This window comes from Kocuria sp. ICS0012, assembly GCF_001665945.1.
Classification (GTDB): Bacteria; Actinomycetota; Actinomycetes; order Actinomycetales; family Micrococcaceae; genus Kocuria; species Kocuria marina.
In genome coordinates, this window is record NZ_LZMM01000041.1 from 11197 (window position 1) to 28459 (window position 17263).

Sequence of the window (17263 nt, forward strand, 5' to 3'; positions counted from 1 at the left end):
CTTTCCGATCCGCCACCCGCGGGCAGCAGTCAATGGTACCGCTTCAGCAGCACCGGCCCTCGGGGTGCGCCTCCTGCCAGTCCTGGTAGTCCCGCCAGAATTCGCGTTCCGTCATGAGCGGCGTCCCGCACCCCGAGGCCCGGTGGTACTGCACGTAGTGCTCGTACTTGTCCGCACCGAGCACCCCGTTGCCGAAGCGCAACGCGCCGCGCCACCACGAGCCGACGCGGGCGAGCACCGGGATCTGCGCCGCGCCCGACATCAGTGGTGTCCTCCGCCGGTGGGGGTGCGCTGCTCGATCGGCAGCGCGTCCCATTGCTTGGCCAAGGCCTTCTCGGACGGTGTGGCTCCCAGGCCCGACGGCGCGTAGAAGCGGGACTCCACGTAGGGGTCCTCGTGCGTGCGGCGCTCGTGCCCGCGCAACGCCTTGACGGCCTCCACGACGGCCATGATCACCACGATGATCGTGAGCACCACGAAGAGGATGGACAGGGTGCCCTGCACGAACGTGTTGCGCACGACCGCTTCCATGGCCTCCACGTTCTTGGCGGTCCCGAAGCTCGTCTGTCCCTGGGCCAGTGCGTCCTTGAACGCGAAGTGGTTGGCCCAGTAGCCCACCTTGGGGTCCGGGGAGAAGATCTTCTGCCAGGACCCCGTGACGGTAACCAGGACGTCGAATGCGAGCGGCAGCAGGATGATCCACAGGTACTTGAAGCGGTGCAGGTTGGCCGCTATGGCCAGACACACCGCGAGCGCGATGGCCGCGAGCAGCTGGTTGGCGATGCCGAACAGCGGGAAGAACGTGTTGATACCGCCCAGCGGGTCCGTGACGCCCAGGATCAGGATGGATCCCCAGCCGGCGACCATGATGGCCGTGGTGAGCCACGCACCCGCGCGCCAATCGGCGTCGCGGAACTTGGGGATGAAGTTGCCCAGGGTGTCGGTGAGCATGAAGCGGGCCACGCGCGTGCCGGCGTCCACCGCGGTGAGGATGAACAGGGCCTCGAACATGATCGCGAAGTGGTACCAGAAGCTCATCATGGAGGCCCCGCCGAGCCACTGGTGCATGATGTGCGACAGCCCGAGCGCGAGGGTGGGTGCGCCACCCGTGCGGGAGATGATGGTCTCTTCGCCCACGGCGTCCGCGGTGCCCTGCAGCAGTTCCGGGGTCACGTGCACGCCGGAGAGACCCAGCGAGTTCACGAACGCCGCGGCGCCCTCCACGGTGCCCATGGTGGCCGCCGGGGAGGAGTTCATCGCGAAGTAGATGCCGCGGTCGATCGACACCGCCGCCACGAGCGCCATGATGGCCACGAAGGACTCCATGAGCATGCCGCCGTACCCGATGAACCGGGTCTGGCGTTCCTTCTCGATCATCTTGGGCGTGGTCCCGGATGCGATCAGAGCGTGGAACCCGGAGAGCGCACCGCATGCGATGGTCACAAACAGGAACGGGAACAGAGAACCGGAGAACACGGGCCCGTCCGAACGGCCCGCGAACTCGCTGACCGCGGGGACTGTGATCTCCGGGCGCACCACCACGATGGCGGCCGCGAGCAGCACGATGGTGCCCACCTTCATGAACGTGGAGAGGTAGTCGCGCGGGGACAGCAGCAACCACACGGGTAGCACGGCCGCGATGAAACCGTAGACGATCACGCACCACGCGAGGGTCACGCGGTCCAGGGTGAACAATTGGGCGCCGAGGTCCGTGCCCGCGACCCAGCCACCGGCAACGATCGCGGCCATGAGCAGGACGAACCCGATGATCGAGACCTCCATGACCTTGCCCGGGCGCAAGTACCGCAGGTAGACACCCATGAACAGCGCGATGGGGATCGTCATCCCCACGGAGAACACACCCCACGGCGACTCGCCCAGGGCATTGACCACCACGAGCGCGAGGATGGCCACGATGATGATCATGATCGCCAAGGTCGCGATGATGGCGGCGTACCCGCCCACCACGCCGAGCTCCTCACGGGCCATCTGACCCAGGGAACGGCCACCGCGGCGCATGGAGAAGAAGAGCACCAGGTAGTCCTGGACCGCACCGGCCAGGATCACGCCCACGATGATCCAGATGGTCCCGGGGAGGTAGCCCATCTGGGCGGCCAACACCGGTCCCACGAGCGGGCCCGCGCCGGCGATGGCCGCGAAGTGGTGGCCGTAGAGCACCCGCCGGTCGGTGGGCATGAAGTCCTTACCGTTGGCGTTGTACTCCGCCGGCGTAGCGCGACGGTCGTCCGGGCGGGTCAGCTTCCGTTCGATGAACTTGGAGTAGAAGCGGTACGCGATGAAGTAGCTGCACACCGCCGCGAAGACAAACCAGATGGCGTTGATGGACTCACCACGCGCGAACGCGATCATGGCCCATGCGATCGCGCCCAGCAGGGCGATGCCCACCCAGATCACGATCCGCAGCGGGGTCCAGCGAGTCTGCTCGTGTTCCAGGACCTCGGGGTCCACGTGATTGGGGGGAAGGTCGGTGCGACCCTCGCCCGCGGGCCGGGGTGCGCCCGCCGATTGCTGATGTGTGGTGCTCATGGGGAAGGCTCCGGATCTCGTGCCAACACGCTGGCAGAAGCGTGAGACTGTTGGCACGAGTGTATGCGAGCGGGACCACATTGTCCCGGCATTGGCACCCTGTCTCGGGCACCCCGATCACACGGTCAGCAGCACCTTGCCCACGTGCGATCCGCTGTCGAAGTACTCGTGCGCTTCACGCACCTGGTCGAGCGGGAACGTGCGCGCGACCAGGGGGCGCACCTGTCCGGACGCCACGAGCGGCCACACGTATTCGCCCACCGCCGCCATGATCCGCGCCTTCTCGTCCGCCGGGCGTGCCCGCAGGGTCGTACCGATCACCGCGGCCCGCTTGTTGAGCAACCGTCCCACGTTGAGTTCGCCCTTGATCCCGCCCTGCGTCCCGATGATCACGATGCGCCCGTTCGTCGCCGCGGCCCGGAGGTTGGGCTCGAGGTACTTGGCGCCGACGACGTCCAGGATCACGTCCGCGCCGTGGCCGTCCGTGAGTTCGTGGACCCGCTCCACGAAGTCCTCGTCCTTGTAGTTGATGGGCGTGGCGCCGAGCTCGCTCACGACGCGCATCTTCTCGTCACTGCCCACGGTCGCCAGCACCGTGAGCCCCAGGGCGCGGGCCACCTGGATCGCGTGCGTCCCGATCCCGCCCGCTCCGCCGTGGACGAGCAGGGTTTCCCCCTCCCGGGCCGCGGCGGCCATGAACACGTTGGAGTACACGGTCGCTGCCACCTCGGGCAGCCCCGCCGCGGCGACCGGGTCCACACCGTCGGGCAGCGGGAGGACCTGCCGCCACGGCGCGACCACGCGTTCGGCGTAGCCGCCCGAGTCCACCAGGGCGACGACGCTGTCGCCCACCGCGAGCCCCGCCGCCTCCGGGACGTCCGCCCCGAGTTCCACGACCGTGCCCGACACCTCCAGGCCGAAGATGTCCGTGGCGTCCGGCGGGACGGGGTAGTTGCCGTTGCGCTGCATGACGTCCGCGCGATTGAGCCCCGCGGCGGTCACGGCGATCAGGACCCCCTCTGGGATCAGCTGTGGCTCGGCGGTCTCCGCGGCCTCGAGGACCTCCGGCCCCCCCGATCGGACATCGCGTACTGCTCGCATGGCACTTCCTTCTCTGACGACGGCGTTGTACCCCATTCTCCCGCAGCGGCATCACCCGCGCCAGGGGCGCACCACCGCACCCCTCCCTCCCTGCACCGCGCCGAGGGCATTGGCCCCCCGGGCGCGGCGCATGGAATAATGGCGATTCGTTCGCCCGCGCCGCCGCGGGAGCGCGCGACACTGGAAGGTTGTCCGAGCGGCCTAAGGAGCTGGTCTTGAAAACCAGTGTGCGGTAACCCCGTACCAAGGGTTCAAATCCCTTACCTTCCGCCCAGTTCGAAAGCCCCGGATTCCTGTTCCGTCAGGAATCCGGGGCCTTCGTATGTCCGGCCCTACTGGCACGGATCAGTCGCCCCACCAGCCCTCGGGTTCATGGGGCGCGCGGCGGAGCACACGGCGGTCCACCAAGGTCGCCCCACGTCAGAAAAAGTTTGTCGTTTGCATGGATTCTGGCCGCCTCCGAAATAGACAGCAGCCTGTGATTTGCCTCACAATGCGGCCCCCACCCATCCGCCAAAAGGCCATCGTCAAGAAGAGGTCCGCTCTCCTCGCCCTTCCCACTCTCACCCTGGGGGCTCTGGCGCTCACACCCGCGGCCGCGGGTGCCGTGAACCCGATGAACCCCGCGCTGCCCCTGGCCACGGACGTGCCCATCGCGTGCGGCCAGTTCGTGTCCTCGCACATGGCGATGCCCGGAGGCCCCGCCGACACCGGGGCAGACGGGACCGGCCGTGGTGCTGGGCCACGTGAACGCCACGGGCGGTGGGCCAGGCGTCTTCGCGGACCTGCCCGTCCTGACGCCGGGGGACGAGATCCGCGTGCAACGTGCAGATGGCACGCAAGCCCAGTTCCGGGTCACGCACGCGGAACGCTACGCCAAGGACGCCTTCCCCACGATGCGCGTCTACGGGAACACGGCGGACCCGCAACTGCGGCTCATCACGTGCGACCGCTACGACCCCGCCACCGGCACCTTCGACGAGAATCTCGTGGCCTACGCGACCCTCGTCACCAGGGGAAGCACCCAGCGGTTCCCGAAGTGCAGTCCGGGCGCGGAGCTCAGAGCCCCACGACCTCCCGCAGCTGTTCACTGATCCGCTCGAGCCGCGCCGCGGCCTCCTCGCGGGGAACGGCACCGCCCTCGGGAACCGGGAGGACGACCTCGAGGTAACACTTGAGCTTGGGCTCGGTCCCGGAGGGCCGCACGATCACGCGGTCATCGGCCTCGGTGCGGATGAGGATCCCCTCGGTGGGCAGCATTTCGGGCCCGCCCTTGGACAGATCCGTGTACTCGACCACGGACGAGCCCGCGATCTCCCGCGGCGGGTTCCCCCGCAACCGGTCCAGCCCGCGGGTGATGAGCGAGAGATCCGCCACCCGGAACGTCAACGGCGCGGTCGCGTAGAGCCCGTGGAGCGTGGCGAGCCGGTCCAGTTCCTGCTGCACCGTGGCGCCCCGGTCCTTGAGAGCGGCCACGTAGGAGGCCACCCGCACGGCCGTGGAGATCCCGTCCTTGTCACGCACGGCGCTGGGATCGGTGCAATAGCCGATGGCTTCCTCGTACCCGAAACGCAGCCCGGGGGTGCGGGCGATCCACTTGAACCCCGTGAGGGTCTGACGGAACGAGAGCCCGTGGTGCTCGGCGATCCGCCCGAGCAACCGCCCGGAGACGATCGAGCACGCGAGGGTGTCCCCCGCGCGATCGGGATCCGCTGCGGCGTTCTCCCCCAGCAACGCGCCGAGCTCGTCGCCGCTCAGTCGCCGCCAGTCACGTGCGGGATCGCCCGTGCCCGCGCCCGTGGGGATGGCGACGGCGCAGCGGTCCGCGTCCGGGTCCAGGGCGATCGCGACGTCCGCGTCCTGGTCCGCTGCGAGTGCCACGAGCAGGTCCATGGCCCCGGGTTCCTCCGGATTGGGAAAGGTCACAGTCGGGAAGTCGGGATCCGGCTCGGCCTGTTCGGCCACCACGGAGACCCGCTCGAAACCGGCGCCACGCAGTACGGCGAGCGCGGTGTCCAGGCCCACGCCGTGCATGGGGGTCAGCGCGATGGAGATCTCGGAACGGGCCTCGGGGTCGCGCAGGCACCCGGCGCGTTCGATGTAGCCGGCGACCAGATCGGCGTCGGCGGCTGAAACACGCGAGGAGTCCCGGGGAACGCGATCCGCGGGAGGGGCGGCGGCCATGTGCTCAGCGATCAGGGCGTCGTCCGGGGGCACGATCTGCACGCCGCGCTCGTCGTCGGAGCCCACCGCGCGACCGCCCAGGTAGACCTTGTACCCGTTGTCCGCGGGCGGATTGTGGGACGCGGTGACCATGACGCCGGCGTCCGCGCCCAGTTGGCGTACGGCGTAGGCCACGAGCGGGGTGGGCAGCCGGGACGGCAACCGCACGGCCCGGCATCCGGCGGCGGAGAAGACCGCAGCGGCGTCGGCGGCGAAGTCCTCGGAACCGTGGCGCGCATCGCACCCGACCACGACCAGGGGCGCGGGCCCCGAGCGCTCCGTGAGGAAGGAGGCGAGCCCGGCGCTCGCGCGGATCACGACCGCGCGGTTCATCCGCGATTCCCCCGCGCCCACGGCCGCGCGCAGCCCGGCGGTGCCGAACACGAGCGGTCCGGAGAAGCGCAAGTCGAGCTCGGCGAGCGCGGGCTCGTCACCGGAGGCGGCGGCGTTCGACAGCTCGGTGAGTTCGTCGCGGGTCGCGGGATCGGGGTCGTGCTCGACCCACTGCCGCACCCGCTCGAGCAGCTGGTCGCTCATCAGGAATCGAGCCCCTCGAGCACCGCGCGGGTCCCGGACAGCCCGAGGCGCGTGGCGCCGGCGTCGATCATGGCCAGCGCGGCCTCGGTCGTGCGGATCCCGCCGGAGGCCTTCACGCCCAGGCGCCCGCCCACGGTCTCGGCCATGAGGCGCACCGCCTCGACCGACGCCCCGCCCGCGGGGTGGAAGCCCGTGGACGTCTTGACGAAGTCCGCGCCGGCGGCCTCGGCCTCGCGGCACGCGGCCACGATCTGATCGTCGGTCAGGGTCGCGGACTCGATGATCACCTTGAGCACCGCGGGCGCGGGGCACGCCGCGCGCACGGCCTCGATGTCGTCGCGCACGCCGTCCCAGTCCCCCGCGACGGCGAGGCCCAGGTTGATGACCATGTCCACCTCGTCCGCGCCGTTCGCCACGGACACGGCTGCCTCCGCGGCCTTGACCTGGGCGGGGTGCGCGCCGGACGGGAAGCCGCACACGGTCGCGAGCTTGACCCCCTCGGGCAGGTCCACGTCCAGCCGGGACGGGGAGACACAGATGGAGTACGTCCCGAGTCCACCCGCCTCCCGGGCGAGCTCGGCGACCTGATCGGCGGTGGACTCGGGCTTGAGCAGGGTGTGGTCGACCATGGCGGCCAGTTCTTCACGGGTGATCATGCGGTTCTCCTCGCGGGGGTGGTGCGGCGCGGTGACAATGCACCACGGTGGGGCGACGACGCCCGGTCCCCGAGCGTCGTCGTTGCGGTCGGACGGTGGGTCAGGCGATGCGATCCAGCACGACGTCGTCGCGCGCCCCGGTGCCCTCGGCGGCATCTGGGTCGATCGTGGCGCCGCCGTGGAGGGACTCGAGCGCGCGCTCGAAGCGGTCGGGGGTGTCGGTGTGCAGGGTGAACAGCTTCTGGCCCTTACTCACGCGCTCACCGGGCACCGCGTGGATCTCCACGCCGGCGCCGGCCTGGACGGGGTCGCCCTGCCGGGCGCGGCCAGCACCCAGTCGCCAGGACGCCACGCCCACGGACATCGCGTCCATCTCGATGAGCACGCCCGAGGTCTCGGCCAGCACGTCCTGCGTGTGCTCCGCCTGCGGCAGCTGGGCGTCCGGGTCCCCGCCCTGGGCGGCGACCATGCGCTTCCACGTGTCCATCGCGCGGCCGTCGCGCAGGGCCTCCTCGACGTCCGCGTCGTGCACGCCGGCCGCCGCGAGCATCTCGCGGGCCAACGCCACGGTCAGGCGCACGACGTCGCTCGGGCCACCCCCGGCCAGCACCTCGACCGATTCGCGCACCTCCAGGGCGTTGCCCACGGTGCGCCCCAGCGGGCGGGACATGTCGGTGAGCAGGGCCACGGTGTCCACGCCGTGGTCCTTGCCGAGCTCGACCATGGTGCGCGCGAGTTCGCGGGCGTCCTCCTCCGCCTTCATGAACGCGCCCGGGCCGGTCTTGACGTCCAGGACCAGGGCTCCGGTGCCCTCGGCGATCTTCTTGGACATGATCGAGGAGGCGATCAGCGGGATGCACTCCACCGTGGAGGTGGTGTCACGCAGCGCGTAGAGCTTCTTGTCCGCGGGGGCCAGGCCGGTTCCGGCGGCGCAGATCACCGCGCCCACGGTGTCCAGGATGTCCATCATCTCGGCGTTGCTCAGATCCGCACGCCACCCGGGGATGGCCTCCATCTTGTCCAGGGTCCCACCGGTGTGCCCGAGCCCCCGCCCGGACAGCTGCGGGACGGCCACCCCGAAGCTCGCGACGAGCGGGGCGAGCGGCAGCGTGATCTTGTCCCCCACGCCACCCGTAGAGTGCTTGTCCGCCGTGGGGCGGGACAGCTCCCCGAAATTCATGCGCTCGCCCGAATCGATCATGGCCTGGGTCCAGTGCGAGATCTCCGCTCGGTCCATCCCGTTGAGGAAGATCGCCATGGCCAGCGCGGACATCTGCTCGTCCGCGACCACGCCGCGCGTGTAGGCGTCGATCACCCAGTCGATGGCCTCGGGAGACAGCGTCTCGCGGTCCCGTTTCATGCGGATGACGTCGACGGCGTCGAACGCTTCAACCACCGTGATCACTCCCTCGTGTAGCTGCGGCACGGTGTCGTGTCGGCGCCGGGCGTCCCAGGACACGACCTGTCCTGCAATCCTAGGCGGCGTATCGGAAAATTTGTCAATTATAGTTTTGACAAATGTTCGCGCCGCGGCGGATCCCGTCGCGGCGCCGGAAGTCGAAAGCTGGGGTCACCGTGGACCGTTTCCAGGGCCTGGTGGGGATCGTCCTCATCCTGGGCATCATCATTCTCCTATCCCGCCACCGCACCGCGATCAAGTGGCGCACTCTGGCGGTGGGACTGCTGTTGCAGGTGGGTGTGGCGCTGCTGATCCTCAAGTGGGGTCCGGGCTACGAGGCCCTGAAATGGTTCTCCGGCCTGGTCCAGGGACTGATCGGGTTCACGAACGAGGGCACGCAGTTCGTCTTCGGCGGGCTGCTCAGTGACAACAACGGGTTCGTGTTCGCGCTCAGTGTGCTGCCCGTGATCATCTTCCTGGGTGCCGTGATCGGTGCGTTGTACTACCTGCGGGTCATCCAGGTCTTCGTGCACGTGTTGGGCACGACGCTGAACAAGGTCATGGGCACGTCCAAGATCGAGTCCGTGTTCGCGTCCACCGTGATCTTCCTGGGCCAGAGCGAGGCACCGCTCATGATCAAGCCGTACCTGAGCAAGCTCACCCGCTCCGAACTGTTCGCGTGTATGACCGGTGGGTTCGCCGCCGTGGCCGGATCGACCCTCGTGGGGTACTCCCTGCTGGGCGCACCGCTGCCCTATTTGCTCGCCGCGTCTGTGATGAACGCCCCCGGTTCCCTGCTCGTGGCCAAGGCCCTCATGCCCGAGACCGAGACCTCCGTGGCCTCCGTGAACACGCTGAAGGTCCGGGACACCGAGTCCAAGAACCTGATCGACGCGATCGGCAACGGCGCCATCAGCGGCGGCCGGATCGCCGTGATCGTGGGCTGCCTGCTGATCGCGTTCATCGCGCTGATCGCCTTGGTCTCCGCCGTGCTCGGCTGGGTCGGCTCACTCTTCGGTTTCGAGGGCTGGTCCCTCGAGGGGCTGTTCGGGATCATCTTCGCGCCGCTCGCGTGGGCCCTGGGCGTGCCGTGGCAGGACGCCGCACAGGTGGGCAACTTCATCGGCCAGAAGACCATCCTCAACGAGTTCGTGGGCTACACCGCGTTCGGCCCGGAGATCCCCAACCTGGATCCCCAGTCCGTGCTGATCACCACGTTCGCGCTCGCGGGCTTCGCCAACCTGTCCTCGATCGCGATCCAGATCGGTTCCATCGGCGGGCTGGCCCCGGACCGGCGCGCGGACGTGGCCCAGATGGGCTTGTTCGCCCTGTTCGGCGGGTTCCTCACGAACATGCTCAACGCCGCGCTCGTCGGCGTGATCATCGGGCTGTGACGGTGACGGCACTTCCGGTGACCGGAGCGCCGTCGTGGAGCTGACCGCGCGGGACGTCCAGTCCCTGGAGGCGGCCCGGCTCTACCACGAACGCGGCCTGTCCCAGGCGGAGGTGGCCCGGACACTGGCCATGTCCCGCCCCACGGTGTCCAAACTGCTGCAGCACGCGCGCGAGCGCGGTTTCGTGAGCATCGAGATCCGGGACCCCCGCACGGTGTCCACGGACGTGGGGCGCGAGCTGTGCTCCGCGTTCGGGCTCGCCCAGGCCACCGTGGTGGCCGATGCGGAGACCGAGCACGAGTTGCTGCACAACCTGGGTGCCGCCGGGGCGCGCATGCTCGAGGAGAATGTGGCCGACGGCGATCTCGTGGGCATCACGTGGGGTCGCACCATGCGCGCCGTGGCCCAGGCGCTGACCCCCCAACCGCGTAGCGGCGTGCACATGGTCCAGCTCAAAGGCGGCAGCAGCCTGGCCTCACCGGCGGCGGGGCACTTCGAGACCGTGCGGATGTTCTGCACCGCGTTCAACGCCTACCCCCACACGCTGCCCCTCCCGGCGCTCTTCGACAGCCCCGAGGTCAAACGCCTCGTGGCGCAGGACCGGCACATCGAGTACGTCCTGGACCTGGGCCGCAGCGCCCGGGTGGCGGTGTTCACCGTGGGCTCCGCCGGACGGGACGCACCCCTGCTCGCACGCGACTACCTGACCACCGAGGAGCGGGAAGGGGTCGCGCAGCGCGCGGTGGGTGACCTGTGTTCGCATTTCATTGACGACGCCGGCAACCCCGCCGTGCCCGAGCTCGACGCCCGCACCGTGGCCATCCCCCTGGACTCCCTGCGGCACAAGGAGATCCGGATCTGCGTGGCCGGCGGAACAGCGAAGACCCCGGTCCTGCGCGCGGCACTGCGGGCCGGGTACGTGTCCCACCTCGTCACCGACGAACGCACCGCCCGCACCCTCCTGGGCTGAGCCGACGGCGCGGTTGTGGTGGGACCCGCATGGTTCGGCGCGATCCCGGCCGGGTCGACGTGATCCCGGCGGCGCCGGCCCGAGCCCACCCGTCCCGGTCCCATGGCGCGCGGTTGCTCCGCGCACGGTCACTCCCCGTATGACGCCGCCCGGACCGGATCACTGCCGGGCGCGCGGCTCCCCCAGGATCTCCCGGGCGATGGCGTCCGCGTCCGCGATGGTCCGGGCACCCAGGTGGGCCGGTGCACCGGCCTCGGCCGCGATCGACACACCCCACTGCACCGAGGACAGTTGTAGACCGATCACGTGGATGCCCGGTTCCACCGCGTCTTTGTCCCCCACGGCGCGGTAGACGAACGAGCCGGCCGCGGCGTCGTCGTCGTGGGCACCCCGCGGACGCTCGCGCGAGACGTCCAGACCCGTGCTTGTCTCGGGGCTCGCGCCGTCGCGCGTCTCCATGAGTTTCGCGCGCACCAGGCCGCGCTCGTGCATGTGCGTGAGCAGCGGGGAGATGTTGCGGTGGACGTCGTTGCTCGGGGACATGGCCTCGATCATCCACCGTGAGCGCACGGGTGCCGCCTCGACCCACGGGGACGCGGCCACGAAGTAACCCTCGGAGCGGTCCACGACGAAGCGCGGTTCGGGGCCCAGGAACCGCACGATCCCCGCGCGGGTCAGCGCGGCGAGCTGCTGGATCCGCAGCACGGGCGGTCCGGAGGCCAGCCCCTCCACGAAGGGTTCGAACTCGCGCTGCAGCTCGTGGACCCAGGACGAGTCCGAGATGCCGATCTCCGCAAGGACGCACTTGAGCACGCTGCGCGCGGCATTGAGGGACGCGATCGCCATCTTGACGGGATCGTCCTCACCCTGCAGGGACCCGTGGACGTCCCGGTCCAGGTAGTGCACCACGGCGGCCGCGTACTCGTCGTGGCTCGCGAAGCTCACGTCCTCGAAGGGCCGAGCGAGCCGGGCCTGCTGCAGTTGCCGCCCGGGGACCACCGAGTCCGAGATCAGCGCATCGCTCTTGCGCGCCCAGTTCACGTCCGTGCGATCCGTGAGGATTTCATCCAGCCGGTCCAGGAACGCCCGGGGGTCCCCCAGGAACGCGTCCGGTGCCGTGCGCGCGAGCACCACGTAGTAGTTCCACACGGCGTCCTTGCGGATCAGGGGTCCGAGTTGCCGGTCGAAGGACAGCTCGCCGGGGCTCGAGGCCGCAACGTGGCGCACCGCGTCCACGGTGAAGAAGCGGGTCTGCAACGACGCCGCGTAGTACCCCCGGAGCCGCGGCTTCGCCCGGTACGGCGTTCCGCGACGCGAGCCCGCCACGATCTTCGGTTCCCGTCCGGAGGGGTGGTACACCAACCGTTCGGGGTTGTCCAGATCGGTCGTAAAGCGGCCTCCCCGCCCCTCGGTGAGCTGGGCGAGCGCGTCGCAGAAGTTCAGGCCCATGCCCCGCACGAGCACCGTCTCGCCGTGCGGTAGATCGGGCCACGCGGCGTCCGCGGGCACGGTGGGCGGCCAGTACGTCAGCCCGTGTTCGGCGGCGCCGTCCACGAGTTCCTTCTGGGACGGACGCAGGTGCGCGTCCAGGTGGCCCAGCGCGAGCACGACAGCGTCCGCGGGCAGCACCACACCGCCCGCGAGTTCCACGGAGTAGCGATGACGCCCGTCCGTCCTGACCCACGCGTCCACGGCCTCGGCGCGGTGCACCGCGAGCTCCACGGTGCGCGGCAGGTTCTCCCGCAGGGTCGCGAAGACCCACGCGAGGTAGCGCCCGTACGTGGCGCGCGGCGGGTACCCCTGCGGGGTCAGCCGCGCGAGTTGGTCGCGTTGCTCGTCCGTGAGCGGGCTCACCGGGGTGATCTCCCCGGCGACGACGCCGCGGCGCCACCGTTCGAAGCTCACCCCCCGCAGGGGCTCCAGCGCGGGGACTGCCAATGCGCCGTCGGCGGCGATCACGGTGGGGAAAAGAGAAGGGGTGTTCATGAGGAACAGCTCCGACTGGTCGGTGCGCCACACGTGCCCCGGTCCGGGAGGAAAAGGATCCACCAGGTCCACGTGGACGCGGATCCCGTGGGCCGCGGAGTGCGCCGCGAGCCGTTCCACCACGGACAGGCCTCTGGGGCCCGCTCCCACCACCACCACGCGTTGCTGAATCACCACGTCCTTCAGGATAACGAAGGGTGACCCCCGTTCGGGCCGGGCATGAATCCGACGTGGACGTCCGGCCGGTGTCGCGCTCGAGTGCTCGACGGACCGACCAGCACACCACCCGCGGGCGTGCCGCGGGCCTGGCAGACCGCTCCCGATGCGCATGTGCACGCGCTCGTCTGTGACCGTTACCCTTACAGGGGCCCGGCCCCGGAAGGCCCGCCCGACCCCGTCCGCTCCAACGCTGGGAACCTCTCCATGTCCTCTGCCGCTCCGGCCGAACCACGCACGTTCGCCCCCCAGGGCACCACCGGGACCATTGCGGTGCTGCTCGTGGCCGCGTTCGTGGTGATCCTCAACGAGACCGTCCTGAACGTGGCGCTGCCCCACATCATGGGAGACCTGCACGTGGACGCCGCCACGGTGCAGTGGGTGACCACGTCCTTCATGCTCACGATGGCCGTGGTGATCCCCACCACCGGGTTCCTGCTACAACGCTTCAGTACCCGCGCGGTCTTCGCCCTGGCCATGGGCAGTTTCGCGGCCGGGACCCTGCTGGCCGCGCTGTCCCCGAGTTTCGGGGTGCTGATCGCCGCGCGCGTGATTCAGGCCTTCGGCTCGGCGATCATGCTCCCGCTGCTGATGACCACCATCCTCATGCTCGTCCCCCAGCAGCGCCGCGGGGTGGTGATGGGCAACGTGTCCATCGTGATCTCGGTGGCCCCCGCCCTGGGTCCCACGCTGTCCGGGTTGATCCTGGCGCACTTTCCGTGGCGCACGGTGTTCTGGTTCGTGTTGCCCATCGTCCTGCTAGCCCTGGTGATCGGCCTGCTGCGGTTGCGGGACGTGAGCGAACGCGGGAGCCTCACACTGGACCTGCTGTCCGTGGTGCTGTCCGTGCTGGGCTTCGGTTCCCTGGTCCAGGGCCTGTCCGTGGTGGGGGCCGCCGGTTCCCACGCCGGCGCCGAGTCCGGCTGGCTTTCCACGACCGCCGGCGGTGCCACCGTGCTCGCGCTGGGCGTGGTCCTCGTGGCCCTGTTCGTGTGGCGGCAGATCCGGTTGCAGCGCAAGGACCAACCGTTCCTGGACCTGCGCACGTTCCGGCACCGGGACTTCACGGTCTCCGTGGCGGTGCTCGCGCTCGGCATGATGGCGTTGTTCGGCGGGGTGATCGTGTTGCCCCTCTACCTGCAGACGGGCCGCGGGCTGGACACCCTGCAGACCGGCCTGATCCTGCTGCCCGGTGGGCTCATCATGGGTCTGCTGGGACCGCTCGTGGGTCGGTTGTTCGACGCGTTCGGCCCCCGCCCCCTGGCTGTTCCCGGCGCCGCACTGCTGACCCTCGTGATGTTCGGCTTCTCCCGGTTGCAGTCCGACACCCCCGTGTGGTGGATCGTGACCCTGCAGATCTCCATGTCCGTGGGGCTCGCGCTGATCTTCACGCCCGCGTTCACCTCCGGGCTGAACCCGCTGCCGCCGCAGTTGTACTCGCACGGTTCCGCGACGCTGTCCACGTTGCAACAGGTGGCCGGCGGCGCGGGCACGGCGTTGCTCGTGGGCGTCCTGCAGGCCGGCACCGTGATTCATGGACAGGCCGACGGCACCACCGTGACCGATTCCATCCCCGGCGTCCACGCGGCATTCGTCACCGCCACGGTGATCGCGGCGACCGTCCTCGTGCTCACGTGCTTCATGCGCCGCTCCACCCCCACGGAACTGACCCGCGTGGGGGACGACGCCGCTCGGTAATGTTCGCGCGCGGATGCCGCAGCGCTGTCGTACCCCGCCCACGAACCGCTCGAGAACATCCGAGGCCCGAAAAGGCACGCTGCCAATCGGTGGCGTGCCCTTTCGGGCCAGGAATGCAGCGGGTGGATCACCGCGGGGCGGTCACTTGATGCGGGTGACCTTGACACCCCCGCGCGGGGTCCAGGTGTACTGCGTGCGCTCGCCCGTCTTGATGTTCTGGAACCGCTGGTAGGCGCCGGTGGACGTGCGGACCTCCGGGGAGATCGGGTACCCCGCCTTGGTCTCGTACCCCTTGCGGACCCAGACTCGGCCGATGCCCGAGCTCTCGACGATCGGTTGCGCACCCGTGCGAGCGCTCCACAGGATCTTGGTGGTCTTGCCCGAACGCGGGTCCACGAAGCTCTGGTAGTAGCCTCCCGTGGCGGTGCGCTGCTCGTTGTTGAACGGGATGCCCACCGCGCGGGCACCGCCCAGGCCCTCGTGGCGCGAGCCGATGCCCGTCCACGTGCGGACCTCGCGCACCCCGGTGCGGGAGGACCAGTAGAGCTTGGTGGTGCGCCCGTTCTTCACGAAGTGCTGCACGACGCCGCCCACGCCCGTGTCCCGCTCCCCGGTGGTCGGATTGCCGTAGACGCCCGCCCCGCCGTGGGACTTGTAGTACGTGGCGATCGCCCCGCGCGTGGTGGGCGCCACCGCGCGGGCGGCGCGCACCGCGTCCACCTTGCGGTAACCGTTCACGTTCACGCCGGTGTCCCGCAGGGTCTTGCGGATGGCCTCCACGCCGATGTTCGGGTTGCGTTCCTTCATGAGCGCGATCACCCCGGACACGTGCGGCGCCGCCATGGACGTCCCGCTCAGGTCCCCGTACGAGGGAGCGCCCAGGCTGAACGCCCCCGTGTTGACCGTGGACCAGATCGGCGCGTTGGTGTCCCCGCCCGGGGCTGCGACGTCCACCATGGGCCCCCAGTTGGAGTAGCCGGTAATCCGGTTCTGGGACGACGTCGCGGCGACCACGATCGCGCCGCCACAGTTGGCGGGGGCGGCGAGATTGGCGCTCTTGCCCGCGTTCCCGGCCGCGACCACGAGCGGGACCCCGATCTTGTGCATGCGGTTGACCGCGTTCTGCATGACGGGTGCGCACGTGGGAGCGTCCCACGCCTCGGAGAGGTTCACGACCTTGGCGGGGGTCGTGTTGCGCGGGACCCCGGGGATGGCGATGCCCGCGGACCACATCACACCGTCCGCGATGTCCGAGACGTACCCGCGGCCGTCCGCTCCCAGGACGCGGGCGTGCTGGATCCGGGCGTCCGGGGCCACCCCGGCGATACCCGTGCGGTTGTTGGTGTGGGCCGCGGCGATCCCGGCCACGTGCGAACCGTGCCACCAGTTGGGCCGTCCGGGGCTCCAGTCGCCCTCGTCCTGGGGGTTGCCGTCCCGCCCGTTGCCGTCCCGCGAGTGGTACAGGTCCGAGAGGAAGTCGTACCCGCGCACCGTGCGCTGATTGAGGTCCGGGTGGTTGATCTGGCCCGTGTCCGCGATTCCGATCACCACACCATTGCCCGTGCCGTGGGACCACGCGGAGGGCACGCCGATGTTGCGGGGACCCCACTGGTAGTTCCAGTAGCGGTCGTTCGGGGCGGACGCCGCGTGCGCCGCGAGCCCGTTGACCACGATCAGGTCCGGTTCCGCCGATTCCACGGCGGGGTCCTTCTCGAGGGTCTCGACCACCGCTTGCTGCTCCGCCTTGTCGAGCATCGTGTCGGATTCCACCACCTGCTCGGCGTTGCCCGTGGTCTTGACGATCTCCGGGTCCTCGATCTCGGTGGCCGTCTCCACCTCGGTCAGGACCTCTTCCTTCTGCGCCTCGGGGACGTGGTCCTTGAACTTCACCACGACCCGGTCGGTTTCCGCCAGGACCTTGCCCTGGGCGCCCGTTCCTCTTCCGAGGGATTCGACGCCGCCCACGGTCGGGGGTTTCGTCTGAGCCTGTTGTTCCGGGGTGGGTCCCTCCGGGGGTGCGGCCGCCGCGGGTGCGGCCGTGGCCAGCAACAGCGCGGAGACGGACAACGTGAGAAGTGTTCGTGCGGAGCGTCGTGGCATGATTTCCCCCTCGGGAATCAGCTCGCGGAGGCGGGATCAGCACCGGATCGAGGTGGCTGACGCCCGTGGGCGGGAGCACCGGACTGCGAGTGCCACGGACTTTACCAATGTAAATATCGCGAGGGTACCCCCGACACGAACGAGGGCCCCACATGACGTGTGGGGCCCTCGACATTTCGCGGAGACGGGGGGATTTGAACCCCCGGTCCGGTTTAACCCGGACCCTTCATTAGCAGTGAAGTCCATTCGGCCGCTCTGGCACGTCTCCGTGTCGTTCGTGATGCTCCAGTTCCATGAGAACAGGCTCATCCCAAAACAACGGACGTCAGCTTATCGGCACGGTGCGCGAGCGGTCAAAGCGGCGGGCGCGTCGTTCCCGCCGGGATGCAGCGGCAGCACACCCCGGCGTGGTAGTCATGGTGCGGGGCGTTGTGCT

The 17263-nt window shown here is 69.6% G+C and carries 11 protein-coding genes, 2 tRNA genes and 1 pseudogene; 5 read left to right on the top strand and 9 right to left on the bottom strand.

The annotated features are described in order from the left end of the window. Positions 1-43: 43 nt before the first annotated feature. From A5728_RS06560 to A5728_RS06570, 3 genes are all read right to left on the bottom strand, one after another. Positions 44-262 (bottom strand): YbdD/YjiX family protein, encoded by a 219-nt coding sequence (locus A5728_RS06560; protein ID WP_064846287.1) that lies wholly within the window; start codon positions 260-262, stop codon positions 44-46. Next, the gene (locus A5728_RS06565; RefSeq protein WP_064846288.1) at positions 262-2547 is read right to left on the bottom strand and encodes a carbon starvation CstA family protein; all 2286 of its coding nucleotides are present in this window, start codon (positions 2545-2547) and stop codon (positions 262-264) included. Before A5728_RS06565 ends, A5728_RS06560 begins: the two co-directional genes overlap by 1 nt. A 117-nt stretch (positions 2548-2664) precedes the next feature. Then, positions 2665-3648 carry an NAD(P)H-quinone oxidoreductase gene (locus A5728_RS06570; RefSeq protein ID WP_064846289.1) on the bottom strand — a complete coding sequence of 328 codons (984 nt, stop codon included), beginning with the start codon at positions 3646-3648 and terminating at the stop codon, positions 2665-2667. 182 nt (positions 3649-3830) lie between these two features. On the opposite strand from A5728_RS06570, the gene A5728_RS06575 reads away from it, so the two are divergent. Both A5728_RS06575 and A5728_RS06580 read left to right on the top strand, forming a co-directional pair. Next, positions 3831-3918: transfer RNA gene (locus A5728_RS06575), tRNA-Ser, on the top strand. 443 nt (positions 3919-4361) lie between these two features. Further along, a pseudogene (locus tag A5728_RS06580) lies at positions 4362-4742 on the top strand (sortase domain-bontaining protein); the annotation flags it as partial. Here A5728_RS06580 and A5728_RS06585 read toward each other — a convergent pair. From A5728_RS06585 to A5728_RS06595, 3 genes are all read right to left on the bottom strand, one after another. Next, positions 4708-6408: a phospho-sugar mutase gene (locus A5728_RS06585; protein ID WP_064846291.1), complete on the bottom strand. Its 1701-nt coding sequence runs from the start codon at positions 6406-6408 to the stop codon at positions 4708-4710. The pseudogene A5728_RS06580 and the gene A5728_RS06585 sit on opposite strands and share 35 nt — an antisense overlap. Beyond that, entirely contained in the window at positions 6408-7064 is a 657-nt protein-coding gene (deoC, locus tag A5728_RS06590; protein ID WP_064846292.1) for a deoxyribose-phosphate aldolase, read from the bottom strand. Before deoC ends, A5728_RS06585 begins: the two co-directional genes overlap by 1 nt. 100 nt (positions 7065-7164) lie before the next feature. Beyond that, a complete protein-coding gene (locus A5728_RS06595) occupies positions 7165-8460 on the bottom strand; it encodes a thymidine phosphorylase (RefSeq protein WP_064846320.1) in 1296 nt (431 codons plus the stop codon). 179 nt (positions 8461-8639) lie between these two features. Between A5728_RS06595 and A5728_RS06600 the strand changes: the two genes are divergently transcribed. Next, positions 8640-9857 (top strand): NupC/NupG family nucleoside CNT transporter, encoded by a 1218-nt coding sequence (locus A5728_RS06600; RefSeq protein WP_064846321.1) that lies wholly within the window; start codon positions 8640-8642, stop codon positions 9855-9857. Positions 9858-9891: 34 nt separating this feature from the next. Beyond that, complete coding sequence (locus A5728_RS06605; RefSeq protein WP_064846293.1) at positions 9892-10827, top strand: sugar-binding transcriptional regulator; 936 nt, start codon at positions 9892-9894, stop codon at positions 10825-10827. A 159-nt stretch (positions 10828-10986) separates the two neighbouring features. On the opposite strand, the gene A5728_RS06610 is transcribed toward A5728_RS06605, so the two are convergent. Further along, a complete protein-coding gene (locus A5728_RS06610) occupies positions 10987-12990 on the bottom strand; it encodes an FAD/NAD(P)-binding protein (protein ID WP_064846294.1) in 2004 nt (667 codons plus the stop codon). Positions 12991-13236: 246 nt separating this feature from the next. On the opposite strand from A5728_RS06610, the gene A5728_RS06615 reads away from it, so the two are divergent. Continuing rightward, positions 13237-14727, top strand: coding sequence for an MDR family MFS transporter (locus tag A5728_RS06615; protein WP_064846295.1), 1491 nt, complete (start codon positions 13237-13239; stop codon positions 14725-14727). Positions 14728-14868: 141 nt separating this feature from the next. On the opposite strand, the gene A5728_RS06620 is transcribed toward A5728_RS06615, so the two are convergent. Continuing rightward, a complete protein-coding gene (locus A5728_RS06620; RefSeq protein ID WP_064846296.1) occupies positions 14869-16827 on the bottom strand; it encodes a S8 family serine peptidase in 1959 nt (652 codons plus the stop codon). Between the two features lie 179 nt (positions 16828-17006). Further along, positions 17007-17095 (bottom strand) — tRNA-Ser (locus A5728_RS06625). Positions 17096-17263 lie beyond the last annotated feature (168 nt).

What these genes read in the sequence shown, in the direction of transcription:
- A5728_RS06560 (WP_064846287.1), bottom strand. Translation starts at nt 262, where the DNA reads ATGTCGGGCGCGGCGCAGATCCCGGTGCTCGCCCGCGTCGGCTCGTGG.
- A5728_RS06570 (WP_064846289.1), bottom strand. Translation starts at nt 3,648, where the DNA reads ATGCGAGCAGTACGCGATGTCCGATCGGGGGGGCCGGAGGTCCTCGAG.
- A5728_RS06615 (WP_064846295.1), top strand. Translation starts at nt 13,237, where the DNA reads ATGTCCTCTGCCGCTCCGGCCGAACCACGCACGTTCGCCCCCCAGGGC.
- A5728_RS06585 (WP_064846291.1), bottom strand. Translation starts at nt 6,408, where the DNA reads ATGAGCGACCAGCTGCTCGAGCGGGTGCGGCAGTGGGTCGAGCACGAC.
- deoC (WP_064846292.1), bottom strand. Translation starts at nt 7,064, where the DNA reads ATGATCACCCGTGAAGAACTGGCCGCCATGGTCGACCACACCCTGCTC.
- A5728_RS06565 (WP_064846288.1), bottom strand. Translation starts at nt 2,547, where the DNA reads ATGAGCACCACACATCAGCAATCGGCGGGCGCACCCCGGCCCGCGGGC.
- A5728_RS06620 (WP_064846296.1), bottom strand. Translation starts at nt 16,827, where the DNA reads ATGCCACGACGCTCCGCACGAACACTTCTCACGTTGTCCGTCTCCGCG.